Genomic DNA, 25,336 nt, shown 5'->3' with positions numbered 1-25,336 from the left:
GGAGGGAGTAAGGGTGGAGGTTGAAGGGGTTAGGAGGCGGGAGCTGAAGCGGGCGCGGGCGCGGACGCTGGCACCGATTTCAGGACGGCGAGGAGTTCCTGGATCTCCGCGGTGCTTGCGCCACCGGCGGGATTGTCGCGCAGGATCGTGGCGACGGATTTGGCGACGATGGCGAGCGTGAGAAGATTCACGGCTTGCTGCTGCGCGATCTGGGCCTGCTGTTGCAGGTTCGCGTTCAGGATTTCGTTGGCGAGGCCCAGGTTGGCGAGGATGGCGGGCTGCGAGGCGATGGTCGTGGCATTGGCGATGGCAATGCTCTGCACGATCTCGTCGGGGAGCGCGCCGGCGGACGAGCCGGGCGCGGAAGGGTCTGACGAAGGCATGGTGGCGTGGAAGCGTCGCTGATGGAGCGACAGCCATGGCCCGTGTGCGCGGGAGAAAGTCGGAGCGCGTCGCCGAAGTCAACCGAGGAACCCCGCGAAAATCCCTCAGGCGGTCGAGGGCGGGTGCGGTCAGCCGCGGCGCGTGCGGCACGGTATTTGTCCGGCGGGAGATCAGACGGAAACGTCATGGGGAAATGTCCCAGGCCGGAGGTGCAGTGCGTGCGCAAATGTGCCGACGTTTTGAAAATAACCGCATCGCTCCGAGTGAAAGACGGCCGGCCGGCGGCGAAGCACGCCGACGGCGCGGGTGGCGCGCCGCGGCTGCCGGCAAGGCACGGCACCCGCGCGGAAAAATTTCTCCCGAACCTTCTTCGTCTCGCCGAGTCGATGGGCCGTCATCGCTTTGAACACACCTCACCTCTCGTTCTCTCCTTCGAGCGACAGCGGCCGGGACGATCTCACGCGCCTCATTCGCCGGATTTGCGTCCTGCGCGAGCGCGGCGACGTGGCGGAAGCGGACCGCCTTGAGCGAACCGACCTTGCGGCCGCCATCGCGGCGATGCGCGCCGCGCACGGCGATACGGCCGTGAGCCAGGCTGAGATCGATCGGATTTTTGCCGCCGAATCGGCGCGCGCGGCGGAGGCGGTGATCATCGCGGATTTGCTGATTCAGCAACTCGCGGGGCGTTGGCCGACTCCGGCGCACGCGACGCCGCGCGCCGCTGCGGTGCCGGGCGGGAGCCGACCGGCGGCCGAGACCGCGCCTCCGGGCGGCTCGCTGGAGATTGCCGATTTTCTCGATGCGATGCTCGCGGGGGATCGCGCCGTCAGGCGCGGAGCGAGCCGCTGATTTTCATTCAACCCACCATCCCAATCCTATGACCACAGCCACTGCTCCCGTTGAAAAGAAGGTTCCGGCCGCCGCCATCCCCGCCAACATCGATCGTCCCGCCGACAGCGCGGCGCCCCGCCGCGGAGGCGAGCGTCGGCGCATCCTCGTCGGATTCGATCTCGGCACGAACGCCTCCTGCGTGCTCGCCGGACCGGCCGAGACGCGCGACACCACCGTCAGCAAAGTGATCCCCTCCGTCGTGGGCTACGCCCGCGAGGGTCTGGTCGACGGCATCATCGCCGGCAATGCCACGACACTGATCGGCGAGGAGGCGCTCAATCACCGCCTGCAACTGCGGATGGTCGCGCCACTCGAAGACGGGATCATCGCGCATCGCGACGCGGCACGTGATTTCGTCCAGCGCATCCGCGCGGTGGTCGATCCAGCGGGCGGTGCGGAAATCCGCGCCGTGATCGGCGTGCCGGCCAATGCCGGCGATCCGGCGCGCGAGGACATCCGCGCGTGCGCGGCGGGCGTGTTCGATCGCGTCCTGCTGATCCCCGAACCGTTTCTCGCGGCGCTCGGTTTCCGCGACGATACGCGGCTCGGTCAGCCGAACTACCCCGATCCGGTGACGAACTCGCTGTTCGTCGACATCGGCGGCGGCACGAGCGACCTCTGCCTGATCCAGGGTTTCTTTCCGACGGCGGAGGATCAGATCAGCATGCCGTTCGCCGGCGACGCGATCGACAAGATCATCGAGGACGAACTCGAGCGCATCTATCCGAACAACGGCCTCACGCGCGGGACGATCCGCGCGATCAAGGAGGAGCACTCGTATGTCGGCCCCATTCGCAAGCCGATCGAGGTGAAGGTGCTGATCGGCGGCAAGGCGCACACGCTCGATCTGGGCGAGATCGTCGGTCGCGCCTGCAATCGCCTGCTCGACAAAATCTATCCGGCGCTCGCGACGCTCATCGCCCGCGCGCCGTCCGACTCGGTCGCGCAACTCTTGCAGAACATCGTCGTCACGGGCGGTGGCAGCCGCATTCGCGGCATCGACACGGTCCTGCAGGAAAGACTGACCAAGGACGGCTACGAAGCGCCGAAGGTCCGGCTGGCCGGCCAGGATTTCAAACGCTACGTCGCGATCGGCGCGCTCAAGGCGGCGCGCGGCGCGCGCGATGACCAATGGCAGCACCTGCTGGCCTGAGTGCGTTTTAGGTGTAGCGCGCTCGCGTGTGGGGCACCGACCCGAGGTCGAGCTCTACGGCCAACCCAACAACAGGGTGAAACCGCGAGCGGATTTCAGCCAAGCCGTAGAACCTCATCTCGGGTGAGGCCTACGGCAACCAACGCGGCTTGGGTCGCGCTCGCGCGTTTCGGTGCTGGCGCGCTCGATCGCGCGGTCATCCACAGTGGAGGGTTCGGCTATCCGGAACGCGGTTCAGTTGATCAACTCTGTGACTGATCGGCTGGAGGGTTTTTGATGCGGTTGAGCAGCTCGATGGCCACGACTTTTCTCTCGGGCGCGAGACGGTCGAGGTGATTGCGGTCGGCGTGGGCGAGGAACGCGTCGCGCAGAGTCTCGAAGGGCTGCGCGGCGGCGGGAGCACTGTCGAGCAGCGCGAGGGCCTCGGCGGGGCTGGTCAGGCGCGCGAAGCGGATGAAGCCGTCCACGGTGAACTCGAAGACGTTGCCGGCCTTGGGGTGGCTGGCGCACCAAGCGGCGAGTGAGGGCAAGACCGCTTGCCAGGCCTTGGCTTGATCAGTGCACAACTGCTGGAAGGCGTGCCGGACAAAAACGGAATCCGGCTCGAGGAGGAGGGCTTGGATGGCGCAGTCTCTGGCTTCTGAAATGCGGCCATCTTGCTTGGAGAGCAGTTCAGCCAAACCGCTCAGCGGGCGAGCGAGTTTGGGATCGAGTTCGATGGCCTTGCGATAGGCGGCTTCGGCTTCGGCGGGCCGGCCGAGGTAAACTCGGAGCAGGCTACCCAAGCCGTTCCATGGGTTGGTGAATTTGGGATCGAGTTCGATGGCCTTGCGGTAGGCGACCTCGGCTTCGGCGGGTCGGCTGAAATGAACTTGGAGTAGGTTTCCCAGGCCGTTCCACGGGTAGGCGAGTTCGGGATCGAGTTCGATGGCCTTGCGGTAGGCGACCTCGGCTTCGGCGGGCCGGCCGAGATGATCTTGGAGCAGATTGCCCAAACCGTTCCATGGGTTGGCGTATATGGGGTCGAGTTCGATGGCCTTACGGTAGGCGGCCTCGGCTTCTGCGGGCCGGCTGAGATGATTTTTGAGCAGATTGCCCAAGCCGTTCCATGGGTAGGCGTATATGGGGCCGAGTTCGATGGCCTTGCGATAGGCGACCTCGGCTTCTGCGGGCCGGCCGAGGTGATTTTGGAGTAAGTTGCCTAGATCGTTCCACGGGTAGGCGCGTTTGGGATCGAGTTCGATGGCCTTGCGGTAGGCGGCTTCGGCGAGCGCCCACGCAGATTTCTCCTCCAGAAAATCCGTAAGCCGATGCCACCACTGGGCCGAGCTGGGCTCATAGCCGAGTTTCTTGCGTAGAGCAGTCGGCATCTGCTGGAAGAAGGCTAGGATATCGCTCTCGGGCAGGTGAGGCTTTGCCTCTGTCAGGTCGAACCAGTGGGAGAAAGAGTTAAAGGTGTCCTTATCCCAAGTCTCCCGGAAGGTGGCATGCAGCAATTCGCGGCGGGAGTCGGCGGAATCGGCGCGACTCAGCGCGCTGTGCAGCAGTTCGCGGGCATCGCGCATCCCCTCGGGTCCGCATTCGGCGGTTTGTCGGGCCAGCCTCGCCAGGGTTGTGGCGTGGTCTTGGTCGGGGAAGATCAACCGCAGGATGGCGACAAACCAATTGAACCGGCTGCCGGCGGCGCGACCGTGGCGCATCAGGTAGTGGATATTCGAAAAGCGGTCGGCGAGCAGGTAGGTTTTGCGCTTGGGGCTGCCGGCGGCTTCGGCGACATGGCCGGCCTTGACCAACATGCGGAGCTGCGAGCTGACCTGATTGCTCGGCACGCGGGTGGCGTGGGCGATGGTGGCGACGTCCACGGGGTCCCAGTTGAGCGCCACGGTGTCGAAGATGCGCTGTTGCTGCGTGGGGAGCGCATCGACGATGGACTTGAAGTAGGGCGTGAACTCGTCGAGCAATCGCTCCAGGTCGGCGCGGATGTCGCCGCGCAGGCCCTCGGCCAGCAGGCGGTAGAAGGTTTTGATGAGGCGTGGATTTCCGCCGGTCAGCAAATGCAGCGAGCGCATGGTGCCTTCGCGTTCCCGCACGGCTTTTTCCACGGTCTCTCCACCGCGACTTTGGGCGAGAGCCAGCAGACAGGCCTTCATTTCCTCCAACGACAGCGGCTTCAGCTCGAAAGCGCGGAAGAAGTCGTAGAACGGCTGGTCAACGTCGGTGACCTCCGGGAAGTAACGTGTGGCGCCGCCAATCAGCATGACGCGGGAGTCCTCCATGAGGAAGGCCCGCAGGCGATGCAGCGGCTCGGGGTCGCGGATCGAAGCGAGCACATCGTTCAAATTGTCGATCAGCAGCAGGGCGCGGCGGCCGCTGGTCTTAACGGCACTCAGGAAAACTTCGCGGGCGCGGTCCTCGATGTCGGCTCCGGCCGTATCGAGCAGGGCTTGGGTGCGGTTACCCGGATCCTTGGTGGCGTGCTCCCATTGCCGAATCGCCTCGAGCCAAAAGTCGGCGAGATCGCCGACGCGCCGGCTCTCCTCGTCGAACACGACCGGCTGCCACTCCCTCGCGAGCGTGGCGTCGCGGCTCACGCTGTGCGCGATGGCCCAGAGCGTGGTGGTTTTACCCATGCCGCGCGCACCGACCAGCAGCACGTGTTGCGGAGCGTGACCGGCGGTGTTCTCGCGGATGGTGTTGAGCAGGGCGTCGAGCATCGGACGCCGGGCGATGAATTCGCCGAGCAAGGCGTCTGGGGTGAGCAGCGCGGGATTGTAGAGCGCGAAGGGCAGGCCGGAGGACATGGCAGGTCAGGAGGTTTTCCGTTTCCAGAAGTCGCGCAGGATATTCGACGCGAAGCGCGTGCGCATCTCGCCCTCGAATTCCTGGTGCAGGTAGCCGTCGTGCTTGAGTGCATCGAGGACGTAATCGAGTTCGTCGGCGTGCAAGGCGCGCTCTTCGGTCACTGGCACGAGGCGGGCATGAATCGCCTCGAACTCGGCGCGCGACAGGCCGAGGTCAGAACAGCAGAGAGATTTCAGGATTTCGCGAGCGAGGCGAAGCTCGCTAGCGGAGAACACCTCCTTGAGCCGGGTGAACATGCCGGAGCAGTATTCGTTGCGCGGGCCGGCCACGAGGCATTCGCGGTAGATTTTTTCCAGCGCGGCGTTGGTCGGCGCTTTCTTCGAGGCTGACTCTCTGATCTCGGAAATGAAAAGCTGGAGGAGAATCGGCCAAGCGCTGCCGAGGAGCGTGATGATGTGACGTCGGCCGGTGGCGTTCAGCGCGACGCCGTTGTCGTGGGCGAGCGCGCGGAGGAATTTCAGCGCGTCGGCTTCGGCCAGAGGCGGAATTTCGACTGTGTCGAAATCGTTGATCGTAGGGGATAGTCCCAATCGGCGGACCACGCCCTTGAGGCCGATGGAGCCGGTGACGAGGAAGCGCGGCGCGAGGCCCACCAACTCTTGGCGGGCCGAGCGGAACCAGTTCAGCAGGGCTTCGACTTCCTCCTTCGAGTGCTTGCGAGCGACGAGATTCAGGAAGACCGGAAACTCATCGAGGAGGAAGATGATCGGCGGATTGGCATCCTTGAGCAGACTGAGGAGATCGTCCGCTAGCGGCCGCCACGGGGCGGACTGCTGCTTGGTTGCGGCCAGCTTAATGCCTTGGCCCGCGATGGTGAGTTCCTCGATCCGCTGTAGGAAGCTTGCGCCCTTTTCCACCAACCAAGGAGCTTTCGGGCCTGGCTTGCCGAGCTCCGCTCGGACCTGCACAAGCATCGCAAGGAACCAGTCCTCAACTCGGTCGTATTTTTCCAGATTGATGGAAATCGGAACGTAACCTGTTGGTGGGGCAGAGAGGATTCGCTTAAGGCAGGAGGTCTTACCGGTGCGACGAGGTCCCAAGAATGCGACATGGGAGTTTTCCAAGGCTCTGAGTAATCGTGCGATAAGCTCAGGGCGGGGATAGAAATCATCTTCCGATACGGGCGGGCCGATTTTGATCCGGAGAGGCATGGCAATGGAAATGATGCGCAAAAATAAAAACGCGCAACAAAAATATTGTCTGAAAATTTAGGCGCGGGTTGCTGCCGAGGGCCGGCACCAGGCATGCAGTCTCGGGGTATTGCTCAGGCGGGCGGCTTGCTGGGGCGACTCGCCCTACTGAAAAGCAAAGGCACCGGAGAAACCCGGTGCCTAGTTTTTTATTTTGAGGAGAGGCGGCGCGGCGCGGAGCGGAATCCGCGCCCGGTATCAGACGCTTTCGAGAAGCTTGTTCAGGCGCGCGACCATGCGGCTCGGGTCTTCGAGGAGACCGGCGGCGATGAGGGCGTTGTCGAGGAGTTGTTCGGCGACGAGCTCGGCCTTTTCGGCATCGGCGGTGCGCATGGAGGCGAGTTTCTTGATGACCGCGTGGCGCGGGTTGATCTCGAGGTTCACCTTCACGGGCTCGTCGGCTTCGCCGGGCTTCTTCATCGCCTTCATCATGCGGCGCATCATCGGCGAGGCGAACTTGTCGGCGTTGGTCGCGAGGGCCGGCGAGCCGACGAGGCGGTCGCTGGTCTTCACGTCGGCGACCTGCGCGCCGAGCGTGTCTTGGAGCCACTTGGCGAGGTCCTTCGCGTCAGACTCGCTGAGCGCCTCGCCTTGCTGCGGGACGTCCTCGAGTTTCACGTCGCTGTGGTCGGCGGAGAGGAACTTCTTGCCGTCGAATTCGCGGACGTTGTTGAAGACGTATTCGTCGACCGCCTCGTAGCAGAAGAGCACCTCGAGGTTGCGGGCCTTGAAGCCTTCGAGATACGGGCCGGACTCGATCGCTTCGCGATTTGGGGCGACGAGGTAATAGATTTCCTTTTGGCCGTCCTTCATACGCGAGACGTAGTCGGCGAGCGAGGTGGTCTTGCCCTTCTCGGTGAGCGACGACTCCCAGCGGAGCAGCTTCACGATCTGGTCCTTGTGGGTGAAGTCCAGCGCGGCGCCTTCCTTCAGGAAAATGCCGAACTGGGCGTAGAACTCGTTGTAGGCGTCGGTGCGCTGGGTGGCTTCTTCTTCGAGGAGCTTGAGGAAGCGCTTGGTGATGACCTTGCCGAGTTTGTCGAGCAGGGCCTTGTCCTGCATCGTCTCGCGCGAGATGTTCAGCGGGAGATCCTCGCTGTCGATGACACCTTTGAGGAAGCGGAGCCACTCGGGGAGCAGGTCCTTCGGCTGGGCGTCGATGAGGACCTTGCGGCAATAGAGCGCGACGGCGGGCTCGAGGCGGGAGAAGCCGAGTTTCTCGGTGTTTTCCTGCGGAACGAAGACGAGCGCATTGATCGTGAGCGGTGCGTCGGCGTTGAAGTGCAGGCGATAGCGCGGGGCGTCGTGGGCGTGGGCCTGGAACTTGTAGAACTCGGTGTATTCCTCGTCCTTGATCTCGGACTTGCTGCGCAGCCAGAGCGCCTGGACGGTGGTGATTTTCTCGCCGTTGAGCGTGATAGGGAAGCCGACGAAGGCGCTGTAGCGGGTGAGGATTTCCTTGAGCTTCCAGTCCTGGGCGAAGTCGGCGCAGTCGTCCTTCAGCTCGACGACGATCTTCGCGCCGCGGCGCTGGTCGGCGACTTCCTCGACTTCGTAGCTGCCGGAGCCGTCGCTCGTCCAAACGTGGCCGGGCGCGTCCTTTTGCCAGGAGTGCGAGTAGACCTTCACGGACTTCGCGACCATGAACGCGCTGTAGAAACCGACGCCGAACTGGCCGATGAGGTTGCTGTTCTTCGCGCCGGACTCGCCGAGGGCCTTGAGGAACTGTTTGGAGCCGGAGTGGGCGATGGTGCCGAGGTTTTGGATGAGCTCCTCGCGCGTCATGCCGAGGCCGAAGTCCTGGATCGTGACGGTCTTGGCCTTGTCGTCGGTCGTGATGGCGATTTCGAGCGGCTGGGCGTCGTCGTGGATGTCCTTCTCAGTCAGTTGGAGATGGCGGAGCTTTTCGAGCGCGTCGGAGGCGTTCGACACGAGCTCGCGGACGAAGATCTCCTTCTCCGTGTAGAGCGAGTGGATGACGATATCGAGCAGCTGCTTGATCTCGGCTTGGAACTCGAATTTTTGCGGAGTGTGGGTCGACATGGTGGGATGGTAGGTAAAGAAAAGAGCCCGCTAGTGTAGCGGGCTCTGGAAAAAATCAAGCGGGGGAATTTGCCGTGTCTAGCGGGGTGTGGCCTTGGAGAGCGGGATCAGCCGCACCGGGCCGAGCAGGCCGGAAGGGGCGAGGCTCCATTGCGAGGCGTCGAAGGGCTTGTAGCGGATGTCGACGTAGTTGATCTCGCGCATGATTCGCCAGGTGACGCCGCTCCGATCGAGGTCGCGGATGAGGTTGGCGGCGAGGTTGGTGACGTCGAGCTCGAGGACGTTGCGGCCGGGGCGGAGGAGCGGACCGACGCGGAGGCGGAACGGCAGCGACCAAGCGAGGCCGGCGGCGCGACCGTTCAGGCGCACGCGGGCGGTCTCGCGGACGTCGCCGAGATCGAGCTCCCAGTCGTCGGCGCGCACGTCGCCGGGCAGATCGAACTCGAGACGGTAGCGCGCGGTGCCGGCGAAGCGCTGTGCTTCGGCGTCGCCGAGTTCGGTCCACGATTTCAATTCGCTGGTTCGGATCGGAGCCGGCAGGACCGGACCACCGCGAACGAACTCGATTTGCCACGTGCCGCTGAGCGCGAGCGCTTCGCCGGCCGGCGCGACGTAGGTCCAGACGGGCGTGTCGGTCGGCTGGCGCTGCTCGCTCGTGCGCACGATGAGCGACTCGCCGCCGGCGAGTTGGAGGTAGAGCGCGGCGTGCGTGGCGTCGGGCTGCAATGCGGCGCGGCCGGCGCGGCCGGAGAGTGGATGGAGGATGAACGCGTCGGTTGCGCCGGTGCCGAGCGTGACCCAGCCGTCGAGAGGCTTCGCGCCGAGGTTGGCGAAGAAATAGTCCGTGCCATTCGTGTGCCGGCGGCGGATGAAGCTCACGCCGGAGTCGACGATGGTTTCGCGGCGGGCGTGTGAGGCGAAGGCGGGTGCGGCGAGCAGCGCGGCCGGGTCGGTGTTCCCGACCACGATGGCGCCGGTCTGGCCGAGGGCGGCGAGTTGCGCTTTGAAAGCGGTGCGTCGCGCGTCGAGCCGGCCGTAGCCGGGCACGTCTTCGGGGAGCGATTGGAGGACGACGGGCACGCCGCGCGCGGCGAGAGCGGCGATTTGGCGCAGCGTCTCCACGGGCATGCGGCGTGCAGCGGGCACGACGAGCACGCGGTAGGGCGTGCCGCCGGAGGTCTTCAAGGTGCCGTCGGGCGCAGCCGTGGTGGCGGCGAGTTGGTCGTCGGAGATCCAGTCGAACGCGTAGCCGCGGGCGAGCAGCGCGCGTCCGAGCTGGCCGGCGGGCGAGTCGACCATCCAGCGCGTGTCGGCGACTTCGAGCATCTTCATCAGACCGGCCGGGTTGTCCCAGACGTCGTGGGCCGGCCAGTAGACGAGCACGTCGTTGTCGGGGTGGCCGGCTTGGAGGATCGATTGGATGCGCGTGACGTAGGTGTTGAGCGCGGCGAGATCGGGCCAGAGCGGGTTGCGGTCGTTGAACTCCGTCGATGCGTAGAAGAGCCAGCCGGGCCACGGGGCGTCGGCGGGCGAGTAGGCGTTGCCGTGGTAGACGAGGTGGTTGATGCCCTCGGCGAAGATGCGATCGATCTCGGGCTTCATCATCGATGGCGCCTCTTTCCAGTGCTCGCGCAGCCAGGTGAGCGTCTCGCAGGAGGTGAGCGGATGGCCGGCGACGTGCGCGGCGGAGGAGGCCATACGCAGGAGGAGCGACTCGGGCAACGAATGGTCGTCGCGGATATCGGCGCGGTCGCGGCGCAGCCCGGGCACGGCGAAGGGCGTGGAGCCGAACACCTCGACCTCGGGGATGTCGGCGTTGGCGTAGAGGTCGAGCAGGTTGGCCGGCGCGCCGTGCGCCTGGTTGCGGATGAGCCAGCCGCGGGCGTGCGACCAGTCGCGCCAGGTGCGGACGTAGTCGAGGTGGAGTCGGGCGAGCGTGGTGCGGTAGTCGGCCTTGATGCGTGCCAGCGTTTCTGGCGGGAGCGTGCTCTCGCCGTCCTTGGCCGCCAGCGCGGCGGCGAATTTCTGGACGTCGTAGCCGTGCATTTCCTGGAAGACGCGCGGCAGCTCGGGCGTCCAGGAGGATTCGTAGTATTCGAACGAGTCGTGGAACTGGCTGCGGAGGAGTTCGCGCGGAAACTTTTCGAAGGCCGCGCCGAACGGCGCGAGGTAGCGGCTGAGTGCCGCGGGCGAGTAGGGATCGACGACGAGGCCTTCGTCGCCCGGCGCGGCGCGTTTGACTTTCATGCCGGTGGGTTTGCCGGTCAGCTGGCCGTCGACGAGCACGGCTTTCTGGATGCCGTCGGCGGGCTGGAGCCACGGGCCGCCGAAGGGCCAGCCGGTGCCGGTGGCCATGTCGACGCCGAGGCCGAGACGCTGCGCCTCGCGGCCGGTGTGCTCGACGAGCTGCATCCAGCGCGGCGAAAGGAAGTCCACGTAGCGCGACTCGTAGCCGCGCGCGCCGTAGATGGGCGTGATCTCGACGCCGCCGAGCCCGACCGCAGCGAACGATTCGAGGTGGCGCGTGAGGTTCGGCTCGTCGACGGCGTTGCCGGGCCACCACCAGCGGATCCACGGTTTGTTTTCGCGCGTGGACTCGGGCCAGCGGTCGAGCGGTGCGGGGATGGCGGCCGCAAGCGACGAAAGCGCGGCGAGCAAAGCGAAGCAGCGAAACGCGTGACGGGCTTTCATGGGGTCGAACCGAACGATGCGCCGGCGGCATCCCTCGCGCAACTGCGGGTGTGCCGGACTGTCGGGAGCGATCGTGTGGCCCAAGGTGGAACGAGTCGACCCGCGCCCGGAAGTCGCGGGCTACCTTGCGGGACGATGCCTCAGCCGCCGAGGTAGGCGGCTTTGAGCTGCGGGTCGGCGCGGAGTTTTTCCGAGGGGCCTTGCATGACCACGCGGCCGGTTTCGAGGACGTAGGCGTCGTGCGAGATTTCGAGCGCGAGCTTGGCGTTCTGTTCGACGAGCAGGATCGTGACGCCGCGCTCGCGGTTGATCTCGATGATCTTCTCGAAGATCGTGCTGATGAGCTTCGGCGCAATGCCGAGCGAGGGCTCGTCGAGCATGAGCAACTGCGGCTCGCCCATCAGGGCGCGGCCGATGGCGAGCATCTGCTGTTCGCCGCCCGAGAGCGTGCCGGCGGCTTGGGCGAGACGCTCCTTGAGGCGCGGGAAAATGCCGAAGACGTAGTCGCGGTTGCGGGCAATGCGCTCGCGGTCGCGTTGGAGGTAGGCGCCCATCGCGAGGTTTTCGTCGACGGTGAGATTGGCGAACACCATGCGGCCTTCCGGCACGTGGCCCAGGCCGCGGGCGACGATGTGGTGCGGCGGCAGGCGGGTGATATCCTCGCCCTTGAACTTCACCGCGCCGCTCTTGGCGCGCAGGAGGCCGGAGAGGGTCTTGAGCGTGGTGGTCTTGCCCGCGCCGTTGGCGCCGACGAGCGTGACGATGCGGCCTTGCTCGATGCGGAACGAAATCCCGCCCAGCGCGCTGATGGCGCCGTAGGAGACGGAGAGATTTTCGACGACGAGCATTTTTTCTAGCCACAGATGGACACGGATGAACGCTGATCCGGAAACCCGGACCGACGGCATCTGTGTTTATCTGTGTTCATCTGTGGTTCCTTTTTTCTCAATGATGCGAGAGCGACGTGGCGTGGTCCTCGCCGAGGTAGGCTTCGATGACTTTCGGGTCGGCTTGGATCTGCGCCGGCGAGCCGTCGGCGATCTTCACGCCGTAGTCGAGCACGCCGATGCGCGAGCAGCAGCCCATAACGACGCGCATGGAATGCTCGACGAGGAGGATCGAGAGCCGGAACTCGCGGTGCACGCGCTGGATCAGCTCCACGAGGGCGATTTTCTCGCTCGGATTCATGCCGGCGGCGGGCTCGTCGAGGAGGAGCAGGCGAGGCTTCGTCGCGAGGCAGCGGACGATTTCGAGGCGGCGCTGTTCGCCGTAGGGGAGGCTCTTCGCGGGGGCGTCGCGGAAGCGGCGGAGGTTGAACAGCTCGAGCAACTCGTCGGCGCGCTGCGTCAGCGCGGCTTCCTCGCGGCGGAACTTCCCGAGGCGCACGAGCGCCTGCGCGGGCGAGTTCTCGCGGTGGAGGTTCATGGCGACGCGCACGTTGTCGAGGACACTGAGGCTGCCGAAGAGTCGGATGTTCTGAAAAGTCCGCGCGATGCCGAGCTCGGCGCGGGCGTGCGCCGGCACGCCGGCGAGATCGCGGCCGGCGTAGCGCACGGTGCCTTCGGTCGGCCGGTAGACGCCGGTGATGAGGTTGAAGACGGTGGTCTTGCCCGCGCCGTTGGGGCCGATGAGGCCGGCGAGCTCGCCTTCGTTGATGACGAAGTCGACCGCGTTCACGGCGGTGAGGCCGCCGAAGCGGATAGTCACTTTGTCGAGTTGGAGGATCGGCTCGCTCACGGCGTGGGCCTCCGGCGACGGAAGTTGAACAGACCCTCCGGGCGCACGAGCATGAGCACGACGAGCAACAGCGAGTAGATGATCATCCGGTAGTCGGAGAAACCGCGCAGCACTTCAGGCAGCAGCGTGAGCAGGATGGCGGCGAGGATCACGCCGAGGGTGTTGCCCATGCCGCCGAGGATGACCATGACGACGATCTCGATGGACTTGGTGAAATCGAAACCGCTGGCGGAGATCGTCTGCTTGAAATGCCCGTAGAGTCCGCCGGCGATGCCGGCGAAAAAGGCGCCGACGACGAACGCCACGATTTTGTAGCGCGTGGTGTTGAGGCCGACCGCCTCGGCGGCGATTTCGTCGTCGTGCGTGGCGAGGAAGCCGCGGCCGTAGGTCGAATGGACGAGGCAGTAGATCGTGAAGACCGTGAGCGCCGCGAACGCGAGGACCCAGAAGATCGTCGTGTAGGCGGGAATGCCGTTGAGGCCGAGCGCACCGCCGAGCGGTTCGCAGTTCTGGAAAACCACGCGGATGATTTCGCCGAAGCCGAGCGTGACGATGGCAAGGTAGTCGCCCTTCAGCCGCAACGAGGGCATGCCGACGAGCAGGCCGGCGAACGCCGCGCTGAGTCCGCCGGCGACGAGCGCGCCGAAAAACAAGCCGCCTTGCTGCCACGCGGTGCCGCCGGATTCGCCGAGAAGCTTCGGGCCGAGCAGCATCGTGACTGCGGCGGAGAGATACGCGCCGACCGACATGAAGCCCGCGTGGCCGAGCGAGAATTGGCCCGTGTAGCCGTTCACGAGGTTGAGCGAGACGGCGAGGATGATGTTGATGCCGATGCCGACGGCCACATCGAGATGGTAAGGATCAATGTGATCGGAGACCGCGGAAATGCCGAGGGCGGCGGCGATCGCGACAAGGAGGCTGAGGAGCGGCCGCGGCATGTCAGACCTTCTCCTTCACGTAGCGGCCGAGCAGGCCGGCGGGGCGGAACAGCAGGATCAGAATGAGCAACGCGAACGCGATGGCGTCCTTGTAGGTCGACCATTCGCTGCCGTTGACGAACGTCTCGACGATGCCGAGCAACATGCCGCCGAGCGCGGCGCCGGGGATGTTACCGATGCCGCCGAGGACGGCGGCGACGAAGGCCTTCAGGCCGGGCAGCACGCCCATCAGCGGGTCGATCGACGGATAGTTGAGCGCGTAGAGAATGCCGCCGGCCGCCGCGAGCGCGGAGCCGAGCGCGAAGGTGAACGAAATGACGAGGTCGTTGTTGATGCCCACGAGCGAGGCGGCCTGCTTGTTCATCGAAACCGCGCGCATCGCAGTGCCGATTTTCGTCCGCATGACGATGAACCGGAGCGCAAAGAGCAGCAGCAGCGTCACGCCAATCACGACGAGTTGGTTGCTCGAGATGAACACGCCGCCGAAGTCGTAGGTTGTGACGGGAAACAACTCGGGGAACGGGCGCGGCGTGGCGCCGAAGACGAACTGCCCGAGGTTTTCCAACAGGAGCGAGACGCCGATGGCGGTGATGAGGACGTTCAGCGTCGGACCGCCGCGCAGCGGGCGGTAGGCGAGGCGTTCGATCACGACGCCGAGCACGGCGCACGCGATCATCGCGAGCGCGAGCACGAACAGTCCGCCCCAGATCGAGTGCTCCGGCACGAGTTTGCCGGCGTAGTAACCGACGAAGGAGCCAACCATGAACACGTCTGCGTGCGCGAAATTGATGAAGCGCAGCACGCCGTAGACCATCGTGTAGCCCAGCGCGATGAGCGCGAAGATCGCGCCGAGGGAGATGCCGTTGAGGAGCTGTTGGAGAAATTCCGTCATCGTGGATCGACGGATTCGAGGTAAACGAACTTGCCGTCGCGGATGGTGAAGATGGCGGCGGACTTCGCGGCGTTGCGCTGGGCGTCGATCGTGATGCGACCGGTGACGCCGGCGAAGTCCTTCGTCGCGGCCAGCGCGTCGCGCATGGCGCGGCCGTCGGTCGTGCCGGCGCGCTTGATGGCGTCAGCGAGCAGCATGACGGCGTCGTAGCCGAGCGACATGCCGGTGTCGGGCTTCAGGCCGAAGCGTTTCTCGAAACGCGCGACGAACGACTGCACGGCGGGGTCGCGCGCTTCGGGGGAGAAGTGGGCGGTGAAGTAGCCGCCTTCGACCGCCTTGCCGCCGAGTTCGACGAGCGCGGTGGCGTCCCAGGTGTCGCCGCCGAAGAACGGCATCGTCAGGCCGAGGGCGCGGGCCTGCACGCAGAGGAGCGCGGATTCGAGGTAGTCGCCGGAGGCGAACACGGCGTCGGGTTTGGCGGCCCTGATGGCGGTGAGTTGGGCGCGGAAGTCCTTTTCGCCTTCGCTGTATTTCGGCTCGGCGACGATCTCGCCGCCGTCGGCGGTGAAGCGCTCGCGGAAGTATTTCGCGAGTCCGACGCTGTAGGCGGAGCCGTTGGCAATGACCACGGCGACGCGACGGGCGTGGAGGCGATCCTTGGCGAAGCGGGCGAGCACGGTGCCTTGGAAGGGATCGGCGAAGCAGGCGCGGAAGATGAAGTCGCCGGTCTCGGTCACGCGCGGGTTCGTCGCCGTCGCGGCGACCAGCGGCACGCCGGCGGCCTGGCACAGCGGAGCGACTTCGAGGGCGGGCGATGAGGCGGTGCCGCTCACGAGCGCGACGACGTGGTCGCGGTGCAGGAGTTTCTTCGCGGACGTAGCGGCTTCGCCCGGCGTCGAGCGAGTGTCTTCGATCAACAGCTCGACCTTGCGGCCGAGGAGGCCGCCGGCGGCGTTGATTTCCTCGACGGCGAACGAGGCGCCGCGGCTGTTCGTTTCGCCGAAGTAGGCCTGCTTGCCGGTCAGCGAGGCGAACATGCCGAGCTTGATCGGCTCGGGGGCGCCGAAGGCGCATGCGGTCAGGGCGAGAAAAGCGAGGGCGGCAAGGCGGCGCATTGACGCGTGGAGCCAAACCACGCTCGTCCGGCTTTCAACCGTGAACTGCGTTACGGCGCGACGCTGGTGACGAACTGATACTGGCCGTTCTTCACCGTGAGGATGACGGCGGGCTTCGAGGCGTTGCGCTTTTCGTCGATCGTGATGCTGCCGGTGACGGCGGGGAAATTCTTCGTGGCGGCAAGCGCGTCGCGCAGGGCCTTGGGCTCCGTGCTGCCGGCGCGCTTGATGGCATCGGCGAGGACGGCGACCGAATCGTAGCCGAGCGCGGCGTAGGCGCCGGGCGGCTCGCCGAAGCGGGCGCGGTAGCGTTGGTTGAAATCCTGCACGGCTTTGCTCGGGTTGTCGGGCGAGTAGTGGGTGCAGAAGTGCGTGCCCTCCACCGCGGCGCCGCCGATGGCGATGAGCGCGGGGTCGTCCCAGCCGTCGCCGCCGAAGATGGGCAGCGTGAGGCCGAGTTGGCGGGCCTGGGCGCAGATGAGGGCGGCCTCGGTGTAGTAGCCGGGCACGATGAGTGCGTCGGGCTTGGCGGCCTTGATGGCGGTGAGTTGGGCGCGGAAGTCCTTGTCGCCCTCGTTGTATTTCTGTTCGAGGGCAACGGTGCCGCCGTCGGCGACAAAGCGCTCCTTAAAAACCTTGCCGAGGCTGACGCTGTAGGCGCTGTTCACCGAGGTGAGGACGGCGACGCGTTTCGCCTGCAAGGTTTCGCGGGCGAACTTGGCGAGCACGACACCCTGGAAGGAATCGATGAAGCAGACGCGGAAGATGTAGTCGCCGACTTCGGTGATCTTCGCGTTCACGGCGCCCGGCGCGATCATCGGGATCTTGGCGTTCTGGATGACGGGTGCGGCCTCGAGGGTGCGGATCGAGGCGACTTCGCCGAGGATGGCGACGACGCGGTCGCGCGTGATGAGTTTCTTCGCGCCGGTGGCGGACTCGCCCTGCTTGGACTGGTTGTCCTCGGTCAACAGTTCGAGCGGGCGGCCGAGGACGCCGCCGGTGGCGTTGATTTCCTCGATGGCGAGTTGCGTGCCCTTGTGCGAGCTCTGGCCCCACGCGGCTTCCTTGCCGGTGAGCGAGGCGTATTCGCCGACCTTGATCGGATCGGCGGCGTGGAGACAGGCGGCGGCGAGCAAAGCGCCGCCGAGGACGAAGGGGGTAAGGCGATTCATGCGTGTTGCGCGCGAGGCAAGCGCGCTTGGGCGCTGCGCGCCAGTTTAAGTTTGGAGTTTAAGTTGAAGAGGCGGCTGCGGGGAGCGCGCCGCCGGTGACGTCTCGTTCCCGAGGTCGGGTTTTTCTTAAACCGAAACTTCCACTTCAACCAGCGACACGGAGGGGGCGCTGCGCGCCAGTTTAAGTTTGGAGTTTAAGTTGAAGAGTCGCGGGCGAGGAGACGCGCCACCCTCCGCTCGGACGCTGAGTTTTCTTAAACTCAAACATTCAACTTCAACGAGCGGCACGCAGCACCGCTCAGGGCTGGACCGATTCGAGGAACTTGAACTTGCCGTCCTTGACCACGACGATCGTGGCGGATTTGGCGGCGTTGCGTTTTTCGTCGATCGTGATCGGGCCGGTGGCGCCGGGAAAATCCTTGGTCGCGGCGAGGGCGTCGCGCAGCGCCTTGCTGTCGGTCGTGCCGGCGCGTTTCAGGGCATCGAAGAGCAGGATCGCCGACTCGTAGCCAAGCGTCGTCGTCGCGTTGGGCAGTTCGCCCCAGCGTTTCTGGTGGCGCGCGACGAATGCTTTCATCGCGGGAGCGTCGGACTCGTTCGAGGCGTGCGTGGAGTAGTAGGTGCCTTCGACCGCGGCGCCGCCGATGGCGAGGAATTCGGGGCCTTCCCAGGCGTCACCGCCGAAGATCGGGCCGGTGAAGCCGAGCGCGCGCGCCTGTTTGCAGATGAGTGCGCCCTCGGTGTAGTTGCCGGAGTGGAGAATGCCCTCAGCGCCGGCGGATTTGATCGCGGTGATCTGGGCGCGGAAATCCTTGTCGCCTTCGTTGTGGCGTTGCTCGGCGACGATGGTGCCGCCGAGTTTGGTGACTTGTTCGCGGAAGTTCTTCGAGAGGCCGACGCTGTAGGCGTTGTTGACGGAGGTGAGGATGGCGACGCGCTTGAGCTTCAGTGAACCGACAGCGAACTGTGCCAGCGCGGTGCCTTGGAACGGATCGATGAAGCAGACGCGGAAGATGTAGTCGCCGATCTCGGTCACGCGCGGATTGGTGGACGTGATGGCGATCATCGGGACCTTGGCGTTCTGGAAAACCGGGGCGGCTTCGAGCGAGTGGTTGGACATGTTGGCGCCGAGGACGGCGACGACCTTGTCGCGCGAGACGAATTTCTTCGCGATGGTCGCGGACTCGCCCTGTTTGGACTGGTTGTCCTCGACGATGAGCTCGATCGGGCGGCCGAGGACGCCGCCGGCGGCGTTGGCTTCCTCGACGGCGAGCGTCACGCCCTTGCGCGCGGCGAGGCCGAAGTCGGCGTCCTTGCCGGTGAAGGCGCCGTATTGACCGATCTTGATCGGCTCGGCGGCGGTGAGCGTCGCGGCGAGGAGGCTGGCGAGGGCGGCGAGGCGGGCAAAGGGCGGCATGCGGGGAGGGAAGCGCGACCGGCGCGCGGGGCAAGACCGCGCGCATGACATATTGGCTTGGACACCGGAGGCGCGGGCGCTTGTCTGACCGCGCGTGACGCTCCTCGATCGCTACATCCTGCGCGAATGGCTGAAAATCCTCGGCCTGATCCTGTGCGCCACGATGGGCCTGCTGCTGATGCAGGCGCTCTACGACAATTTTCGCGATTTGATCGAGGTCGGGGCGAGCACGCGCGACATCCTCTTCTACTATGCGGTGACGCTGCCGAGCTATTTCTCGATCGTGCTGCCGCTGGCGTTGCTGCTCTCGCTGTTGTTCGTGCTGGGAAAGCTGCACCGCAACAACGAGATCATGGCGATGCGGGCGGCGGGGCTGAACATCTTCAGCACGACGCGTTCGCTCTGGATGGCCGGGCTGGTGTTCTGCGGCGTCTCGCTGCTGCTCAACGCGCGCGTCGTGCCGTGGTCGGTGGAGACGTCGCGGCGGCTGCTCGAAAGTTTCGAGTATCGCGCGGAGGAGCGCAAAGGCGCGGGCGGTTCGCTCGGGCTCGTGCGGAGCGTGGCGTTCGACAACTCCCGGGCCAACCGCATGTGGTATATCAACCGCTACAGCCGTTTCTCGCAGAAGGCCTACGGCGTCTCGGTTTCAGAGCTGGATCTGAAGCGACGGGAAAAGACGCGCATCATGGCGCGCGAGGCGACCTACGATCCGGCGGCGCAGAACTGGACGTTCCGCGACGGACGCGAGCTGTGGTTCGACGTCGAGGCGGGCGAGGTGATGCGTTCGGTGGCCTTCAAGGAGCGCACGGTGCCGCATTTCAACGAAGACCCGAAGCTGATGCTGATGCTTTCGTCGAAGCCGAGCGAGCTGTCGTTTTTCGAGCTCGAGCGCATCGTAGACTACTTCACGACCGAGGATAACCCGAAGGTGATCGCCTACGCCGTGCGTTATTGGGGTCTGTTGGCCGATACGCTCGGGCCGCTGATCATCCTCGCGATCGCGATCCCGTTTGCCGTGTCGGGCGTGCGGGTGAATCCGGCGGTGGGCGTATCCAAGTCGATCGGGTTGTTCTTCGGCTATTACCTGCTGTCGATGCTGGCGAAAACACTCGGCGGGAACGGCTACATCGATCCGGTGTGGGCGGCGTGCCTGCCGAACCTCGCGATGATCGGCATCGGCGCGTTCCTGTTCGGGCGGATGCGGTGAGCGGTCGCGGCGGGCCGCCTTTGTTCAGGTGCGGAGATACGACGCGCCGTTGGCGTCGATGATGCAGCCGGTGAGATTGGCGGGCGCTTCGAGCGCGAGCCACGCGACGGTGGTGCCCATCTCGTCGGCGGTGCCGACGCGGCCGAGCGGGTGTTGCGCGAGCACGTCGGCGGCGCCGGGGCCGGTGAGGGCGGCAGTGGCCATCTCGGTGTCGATCCAGCCGGGCGCGACGGTGAAGACGTGGATGTTGTCGGCGCCGAGCGCGCGGGCGAGGGATTGGCCGGTGATGTTGAGCGCGGCTTTCGAGGCGGCGTAGCTTTGCGCGGTCAACTCGCCCCGGAAGGCGGCGCGGGAGGTGATGTTGACGATGCGGCCGCCGCCGCGCAGGCGGAAGTGCTGCACGGCGAGGAAGGTGAGGTTGGCGGGGCCGAGGAGATTGGTGTCGAGCGTGCGGCGCCAGACGCGCTGCCACTCGGAGTAGCTGGCGGTTTTGATCGAGTCGTCCTCGTAGATGCCGGCGTTGTTCACCAGCACGTCGAGGCGGCCGAAGCGCGCGACGACGTCGGCGACGAGGCGTTCGCAGGCGGCCGGGTCGGAGACATCGGCGCGGAAGAGGGCGTGGCCCTCGCCGGCGAGCGAGGCGAGCGTGTCGCGGGCGGCGGTGTCGTTGCTGGCGTAGTGCAGGGCGACGCGCGCGCCACGCTTCGCCAGGTGTTGCGCGATGGCGCGGCCGATGCCGCGCGAGGCGCCGGTGACGAGGGTTACGGGAGGAAGTGCGGCGGCCATTTCAGGAACTCGAGCGTCGCGATGCGATTCCAGTTGGCGAACAGGATGACGCCCCAGACGACGAAACAGTTGATGTAGGAAAGGAAGACGGCGGCGCTGCCCATGTCCTTGGCGCGTTTCGCGAACGGGCGCTTGGCGAGCGAGATGTCGTCGATCGTCCACTCGATGGCGGAGTTCACGAGCTCCATGATGACGATGAGGAAGAGCGAGAAGATCATCACCGCGGTCGAGACGGCGTTGACGGGCAGGATGACGGCGAGTGGCGTGAGGAAGGCAACGAAGAGCAGGTCCTCGCGGAACGACGGCTCGTGTTTCAGCGCGGCCCAGAAGCCCTCCACGGCGTAGCGGACAGAGTGGAAGAAGTTCTGGAAACTCCGCGTCTTGTTCTCGGGCTGAAGGGGCGCGTCGTCGGACATCGGGCGCAGTCCAGCCGGAGGCGCGAGCGACGACAAATCGAAAGTGAGCGGTGCGCCGCGGGTTGCGGCCGGTTTCGAGCGGTGGTGCAGGCCTGAAGCCTGCGCTACGCTCAACCCGCGAGCAGGCGGAAGCCGGAGCCGGGCGCGTGTTCCAGGCCGATGGTTTGGATGGCTTGCGCGATGGTCTCGTCGTGGCAGCCGATGAATTCGAGGAGGCGGCGCACGAAGCGCGCCTTGGTCGCGTCGTCGATGGTCATCACGGCCCAGAATTGCGTGCCGTCGATCTGGCGAGCGTGGTTGTGGGCGCGGACGTCGTTCACGGCGTCGCGGCTGAGCATGAGGTAGTGCCGGGCGCTTTCCTGATGCGAGATGAAGTCTGCGAAGTCGCAGGCGTAGCGGGTCGCTGCCCAGGCGAGCAGGGCGAGATAGCGTTCCGTGCGGTTGGGCAACGCGGTGAACTCCGCGCTCACGAGGAAGAAGAGGAGGTGGTCGCCCGAGAGCGGTTTGCCGGCGCCGAGGAGGGAGGCGAGCACTTCGGCCGGAGGCAGGTTTTTGGCGGCCGCGAGCCGCTGCAGGGCCGCATAGGCCTCATCGCTGAGCTCCACGTGTTTCATGGCGCGAAGGTGCGGCAGCCATTGCTGTTTCTCAAGGGCGTTGCGATGAAACGTGCGCGCGGGACGGCGAGGACGCACCCGATCGCGCCGGGCGGCGGTTACTCCGTGGCCTTGGCCGGCGGCGGGGCGCTGGCTTGGAAGTCGCGTTGCACGCGGGCGAGGTAGTCGGCCTGCAATTGCTCGACGCGCGGGAAGCTCGGGGAGCGCCAGACCAGGCCGACATGGTGGCGTTTGCGGTGGCGGATGACGACTTCCTCGTCGGCGAAGACGCTCAGGTCCGGCCATTCCTGGCGGGCGAGCGACATGATCAAACCGGCGTAATCGCGCCGCCACAACGGCACGCGGTAGGCGCTTTCCTGTGTCTCGACCTTCGCCCACTCGCGCCAGAGGTTGAGGCCGGTGGCGGTCTCGATCAGGTCCATGATGTTCGCGCCGCCGACGCGGGCGGAGGTTTCAAGGAAGTGGAACGTGCCATCCTCGGCGCGGATGAATTCCGTGTGCGAAGCGCCGCGGACGTGTCCCATGGCTTTCAGCACGGCGGCGTTGGCCATGATCAGCGCGCGTTCCTCGGCGGAGCCGTGTTCGCAGATGATCGTGGAGAAGACACCGCCACCGTGCATGACTGCGAGCGGCGGCGTGCCGTAGCGGCTGGCGATGGAGAAGACGACCTCGCGGTCGTTGACGATGCTGTCGACGTGGTAGACGCGGCCCGGGACGAATTGCTCGAGGAGATGAAAGGACTGCTCGTCGCCGAGCGCGTCGAGTTTCGGCCAGAGGTCGTCGGTTTTTTCGATCTTGTGGATGCCGAGCGCGGAGGCGGAGAGGCGGGGTTTGAGCAGCCACGGGCCGGGCACGCGCGCCATGAAGGCGCGGATGTCGTCGTAGTTGGCGACGTTGGTGAATTCCGGGACGGGGATGCCGGCTTCGCGTGCTTTCAGGCGCATGGCGAGCTTGTCGCGGAAGTAGCGGGCGGTCGTCTCACCCATGCCGGGGATGCGGAGGTGCTCGCGGATCATCGCGGCAACTTCGACGTCGAAATCGTCGAGCGCGGCGAGGCGGTCGATCTTGTGGCGGCGGGCGAGGTAGCTGACGCCCTTGATGACGTCGTCGCGTTTCCAGACCTTGTTCTCGTCCGGCATGTAGAAAATCTCGTCGATCGCCTCGCGCGGCCATTCCTCGCGTTGGAGAGAGTGCGAAGTGAGCAGCAGGACGATCCAGCCCTGGGCCTTGGCCTCGCGGAGGAACTCGAAACCTTTGTGGAAACTCGCGAGGCAGAGAATCGTGCGCGGCTGATCCATGGCGGGTGGGGTAGCAGGGAAGATGCCGACGGGTGCGTCGCGGTCAAACGAGCAGATGACGGAGTGCGGCCTGGCGCGGCGGGAGGTTTTCGGGGCGCGAACAAGCTCGCTGCCTACCGGAAGGCCAAACCCCACACGGTCGGGCAGGCGGCGAGCCGACTCGCGCCCCTGAGTTGTCCGCTTGCCTCGCGAGCCGCCTGCGCCACTTTCGCGGCGCAGATGTCCACCACCCACGAAAAGGACCCGACTTGGGACCCGGCCCGCTGGCTCCCGACGACGCGCGACGAGATGGAGGCGCGCGGTTGGGACTATGTGGATGTGATTCTCGTCTCCGGCGACGCCTACGTGGACCATCCGGCGTTCGGTTCCGCGGTCGTAGGGCGGCTGATCGAGCGCGAAGGATTCCGCATCGCCATCCTGGCGCAGCCGAACTGGCGCGACGACCTGCGCGACTTCAAGAAGCTCGGCCGGCCGCGCTATTTTTTCGGCGTCACGGCGGGTTGCATGGACTCGATGGTGAACCGCTACACGGCCGCGAAGAAGCTCCGGAGCGAGGACGCCTACACGCCCGGCGGTGCGCACGGTTTCCGGCCCGACTACGCGTCGATCGTCTACTCGAAGATCCTGAAACAGATTTATCCCGACGTCCCCGTGCTGCTCGGCGGCATCGAGGCGAGCCTGCGACGCGTGACGCATTTCGATTACTGGTCGGACCAGCTCATGCCCGGCATCCTCGCGGACAGCGGCGCGGACATGCTCGTTTACGGCATGGGCGAGCTGCCGCTGATGGAAGTGCTGCGCCTGCTGAAACGCGGCGTGCCGTTCGCGTCGCTGACGACGATCGCGCAGACCGCCGTGTTGCTCCCGGCCGGCGAGGCGGCGCCGAAGAATAAGAACTGGGACGACTTCGAGCTGCACTCGCACGAGGCGTGCCTCGCCGACCGCGCGCTCTACGCGGCGAATTTCAAGAACATCGAGACCGAGTCGAACCGCGTGAAGGCGCGCCGGCTCCTGCAGCGCACGGGCGAGCGGTTGATGGTTGTGAATCCGCCTTACCCGACGATGAGCGAGGCGCAGATCGATTCGTCGTTCGACCTGCCTTACACGCGCCTGCCGCATCCGAAGTATCGCAAGCGCGGGCCGATCCCCGCCTACGAGATGATCAAGCACTCGATCAACATGCATCGCGGGTGCTTCGGTGGTTGCAGCTTCTGCACGATTTCGGCGCACCAAGGGAAGTTCGTCGCGTCGCGCTCGAAGGCCTCGATCCTCCGCGAAGTCGAGGCGGTGAAACAGATGCCGGATTTTCGCGGCACGATCAGCGACCTCGGCGGCCCGAGCGCGAACATGTATCAGATGAAGGGCAAGGAGCAGTGGATCTGCGACGAGTGCGTCCGCCCGTCGTGCATCTGGCCCGACGTGTGCCGCAACCTCGACACCGACCACACCGCGCTCCTCGACATCTACGAATCCGTCCGCAACACCGAGGGCATAAAGCACGCCTATGTCGCGAGCGGCATCCGATACGACCTCTTCCTGCACGACAAAGGCACCACGCCCGAGGCGAAGGCGAGTCACGAGAAATACATCGAGGAACTCGCCGCGCACCACGTGCCGGGCCGCATCAAGGTCGCGCCGGAGCACACGAGCGACCACGTGCTGCGCATCATGCGCAAGCCGAGCTTCAATCTGTTCTACAAGTTCAAGGAGAAGTTCACCGCCGCCGCCGCGAAGGCTGGCAAGCCCGACATGCCGGTGACGCCGTATTTCATCAGCTCGCATCCCGGCTCGCGTCCCGAGGACATGGCGGACCTCGCGCTGAAGACGAAGGATCTCGGCTACCGCCTCGAAGCCGTGCAGGACTTCACGCCCACGCCGATGACGGTCGCGACGGAAATCTACGCGACCGGCGTGCACCCTTACGATGCGAAGCCGGTCGAGGTCGCGCGCACACCCGATGCGAAGCAGGAGCAGCGCAGTTTCTTTTTCTGGTATAAGCCCGAAATGAAAGCCGCGCTGCGCGCCACGATGCAGCGCCTCGGCTTGGACGAGACCGCGCGCCGTCTGCTCGACGAAAAGAAATCCACGCGCAACGTCACGCCGTCACCGCACATCACGCCGTGCGGCATGAACGCGGCCGATTTCCAACCCGGCGCGCGTCTCGCCGCCGCAACGAAAGGCGCGAAAAAACCGCTGCCCGCTGCGCCACCAGCGGCGTCGAAGCCAAAAAAGCCGACCGACCTCGACAAACTCCTGCGCGAGTCGGGCGTCAAGTTGCCCGACAAAAAGTAGCGCCGGCGCCGCGCGTCTCAGCGCGCGCGCAGCAGAGACGACACCTGCACGACCCACGGCGCGGCGAGCGGGACCCGCGCCATGCCTGCGATCACCATGTCGGCCGATCCACCGGACGCTTCGGAACGCGGCGGTTGTTCGAGGGCGGCAATCCAACCCCAAGCCAGCGCAGCGGCCGCGACGCACAAAGCGACGCGGACGAGCAGGCGAAGGACAGAGTTCGTTTTCACGGCGGGGA

At 65.7% G+C, this 25,336-nt stretch carries 21 protein-coding genes; 4 read left to right on the top strand and 17 right to left on the bottom strand.

Annotated features, from left to right (window positions below):
- Positions 1–29: 29 nt before the first annotated feature.
- On the bottom strand, positions 30–383 hold the full coding sequence (locus tag KF715_18415; protein ID MBX3738675.1) for a hypothetical protein: 354 nt from the start codon (positions 381–383) through the stop codon (positions 30–32).
- Between the two features lie 505 nt (positions 384–888).
- On the opposite strand from KF715_18415, the gene KF715_18410 reads away from it, so the two are divergent.
- Positions 889–1,233 carry a hypothetical protein gene (locus KF715_18410; GenBank protein ID MBX3738674.1) on the top strand — a complete coding sequence of 115 codons (345 nt, stop codon included), beginning with the start codon at positions 889–891 and terminating at the stop codon, positions 1,231–1,233.
- A 28-nt stretch (positions 1,234–1,261) separates the two neighbouring features.
- Positions 1,262–2,428: a rod shape-determining protein gene (locus KF715_18405; protein ID MBX3738673.1), complete on the top strand. Its 1,167-nt coding sequence runs from the start codon at positions 1,262–1,264 to the stop codon at positions 2,426–2,428.
- Positions 2,429–2,670: 242 nt separating this feature from the next.
- On the opposite strand, the gene KF715_18400 is transcribed toward KF715_18405, so the two are convergent.
- From KF715_18400 to KF715_18350, 11 genes are all read right to left on the bottom strand, one after another.
- Positions 2,671–5,229: a tetratricopeptide repeat protein gene (locus tag KF715_18400; protein ID MBX3738672.1), complete on the bottom strand. Its 2,559-nt coding sequence runs from the start codon at positions 5,227–5,229 to the stop codon at positions 2,671–2,673.
- Between the two features lie 6 nt (positions 5,230–5,235).
- The gene (locus KF715_18395; GenBank protein MBX3738671.1) at positions 5,236–6,441 is read right to left on the bottom strand and encodes an ATP-binding protein; all 1,206 of its coding nucleotides are present in this window, start codon (positions 6,439–6,441) and stop codon (positions 5,236–5,238) included.
- Between the two features lie 237 nt (positions 6,442–6,678).
- Positions 6,679–8,523: a molecular chaperone HtpG gene (gene htpG / locus KF715_18390; protein MBX3738670.1), complete on the bottom strand. Its 1,845-nt coding sequence runs from the start codon at positions 8,521–8,523 to the stop codon at positions 6,679–6,681.
- A gap of 78 nt (positions 8,524–8,601) precedes the next feature.
- On the bottom strand, positions 8,602–11,214 hold the full coding sequence (locus KF715_18385) for a hypothetical protein (GenBank protein MBX3738669.1): 2,613 nt from the start codon (positions 11,212–11,214) through the stop codon (positions 8,602–8,604).
- 140 nt (positions 11,215–11,354) lie between these two features.
- Positions 11,355–12,062 carry an ABC transporter ATP-binding protein gene (locus KF715_18380; protein MBX3738668.1) on the bottom strand — a complete coding sequence of 236 codons (708 nt, stop codon included), beginning with the start codon at positions 12,060–12,062 and terminating at the stop codon, positions 11,355–11,357.
- A 97-nt stretch (positions 12,063–12,159) separates the two neighbouring features.
- A complete protein-coding gene (locus KF715_18375; GenBank protein MBX3738667.1) occupies positions 12,160–12,951 on the bottom strand; it encodes an ABC transporter ATP-binding protein in 792 nt (263 codons plus the stop codon).
- Positions 12,948–13,889, bottom strand: a complete 942-nt coding sequence (locus KF715_18370) for a branched-chain amino acid ABC transporter permease (protein MBX3738666.1) — start codon at positions 13,887–13,889, stop codon at positions 12,948–12,950. Before KF715_18370 ends, KF715_18375 begins: the two co-directional genes overlap by 4 nt.
- 1 nt (position 13,890) lies before the next feature.
- Positions 13,891–14,781, bottom strand: a complete 891-nt coding sequence (locus tag KF715_18365) for a branched-chain amino acid ABC transporter permease (protein ID MBX3738665.1) — start codon at positions 14,779–14,781, stop codon at positions 13,891–13,893.
- On the bottom strand, positions 14,778–15,896 hold the full coding sequence (locus tag KF715_18360) for an ABC transporter substrate-binding protein (protein ID MBX3738664.1): 1,119 nt from the start codon (positions 15,894–15,896) through the stop codon (positions 14,778–14,780). Before KF715_18360 ends, KF715_18365 begins: the two co-directional genes overlap by 4 nt.
- A 50-nt stretch (positions 15,897–15,946) precedes the next feature.
- The gene (locus KF715_18355; GenBank protein ID MBX3738663.1) at positions 15,947–17,068 is read right to left on the bottom strand and encodes an ABC transporter substrate-binding protein; all 1,122 of its coding nucleotides are present in this window, start codon (positions 17,066–17,068) and stop codon (positions 15,947–15,949) included.
- A gap of 298 nt (positions 17,069–17,366) precedes the next feature.
- On the bottom strand, positions 17,367–18,485 hold the full coding sequence (locus KF715_18350) for an ABC transporter substrate-binding protein (protein MBX3738662.1): 1,119 nt from the start codon (positions 18,483–18,485) through the stop codon (positions 17,367–17,369).
- A gap of 94 nt (positions 18,486–18,579) precedes the next feature.
- On the opposite strand from KF715_18350, the gene KF715_18345 reads away from it, so the two are divergent.
- Positions 18,580–19,692: an LptF/LptG family permease gene (locus KF715_18345; protein MBX3738661.1), complete on the top strand. Its 1,113-nt coding sequence runs from the start codon at positions 18,580–18,582 to the stop codon at positions 19,690–19,692.
- Between the two features lie 24 nt (positions 19,693–19,716).
- On the opposite strand, the gene KF715_18340 is transcribed toward KF715_18345, so the two are convergent.
- The 4 genes from KF715_18340 to KF715_18325 form a co-directional block, all read right to left on the bottom strand.
- Entirely contained in the window at positions 19,717–20,478 is a 762-nt protein-coding gene (locus tag KF715_18340) for an SDR family oxidoreductase (GenBank protein MBX3738660.1), read from the bottom strand.
- Entirely contained in the window at positions 20,454–20,894 is a 441-nt protein-coding gene (locus KF715_18335) for a diacylglycerol kinase (protein ID MBX3738659.1), read from the bottom strand. The genes KF715_18340 and KF715_18335 overlap by 25 nt, the downstream gene beginning before the upstream one ends.
- Before the next feature lie 110 nt (positions 20,895–21,004).
- Positions 21,005–21,508: a hypothetical protein gene (locus tag KF715_18330; protein MBX3738658.1), complete on the bottom strand. Its 504-nt coding sequence runs from the start codon at positions 21,506–21,508 to the stop codon at positions 21,005–21,007.
- Between the two features lie 98 nt (positions 21,509–21,606).
- Entirely contained in the window at positions 21,607–22,806 is a 1,200-nt protein-coding gene (locus KF715_18325) for a hypothetical protein (protein MBX3738657.1), read from the bottom strand.
- 219 nt (positions 22,807–23,025) lie between these two features.
- Here KF715_18325 and KF715_18320 point away from each other — a divergent pair, with 219 nt between their 5' ends.
- Positions 23,026–25,098 (top strand): YgiQ family radical SAM protein, encoded by a 2,073-nt coding sequence (locus KF715_18320; GenBank protein ID MBX3738656.1) that lies wholly within the window; start codon positions 23,026–23,028, stop codon positions 25,096–25,098.
- Positions 25,099–25,115: 17 nt separating this feature from the next.
- Here the strand turns inward: KF715_18320 and KF715_18315 are convergent, their stop codons facing one another.
- Positions 25,116–25,328 carry a hypothetical protein gene (locus KF715_18315; protein ID MBX3738655.1) on the bottom strand — a complete coding sequence of 71 codons (213 nt, stop codon included), beginning with the start codon at positions 25,326–25,328 and terminating at the stop codon, positions 25,116–25,118.
- Between the last annotated feature and the right edge of the window lie 8 nt (positions 25,329–25,336).

Source organism: Candidatus Didemnitutus sp., assembly GCA_019634575.1.
GTDB lineage: Bacteria > Verrucomicrobiota > Verrucomicrobiia > Opitutales > Opitutaceae > Didemnitutus.
Note: the sequence above shows the minus strand (reverse complement) of the source record. Positions and strands in the feature narration are given on the sequence as shown.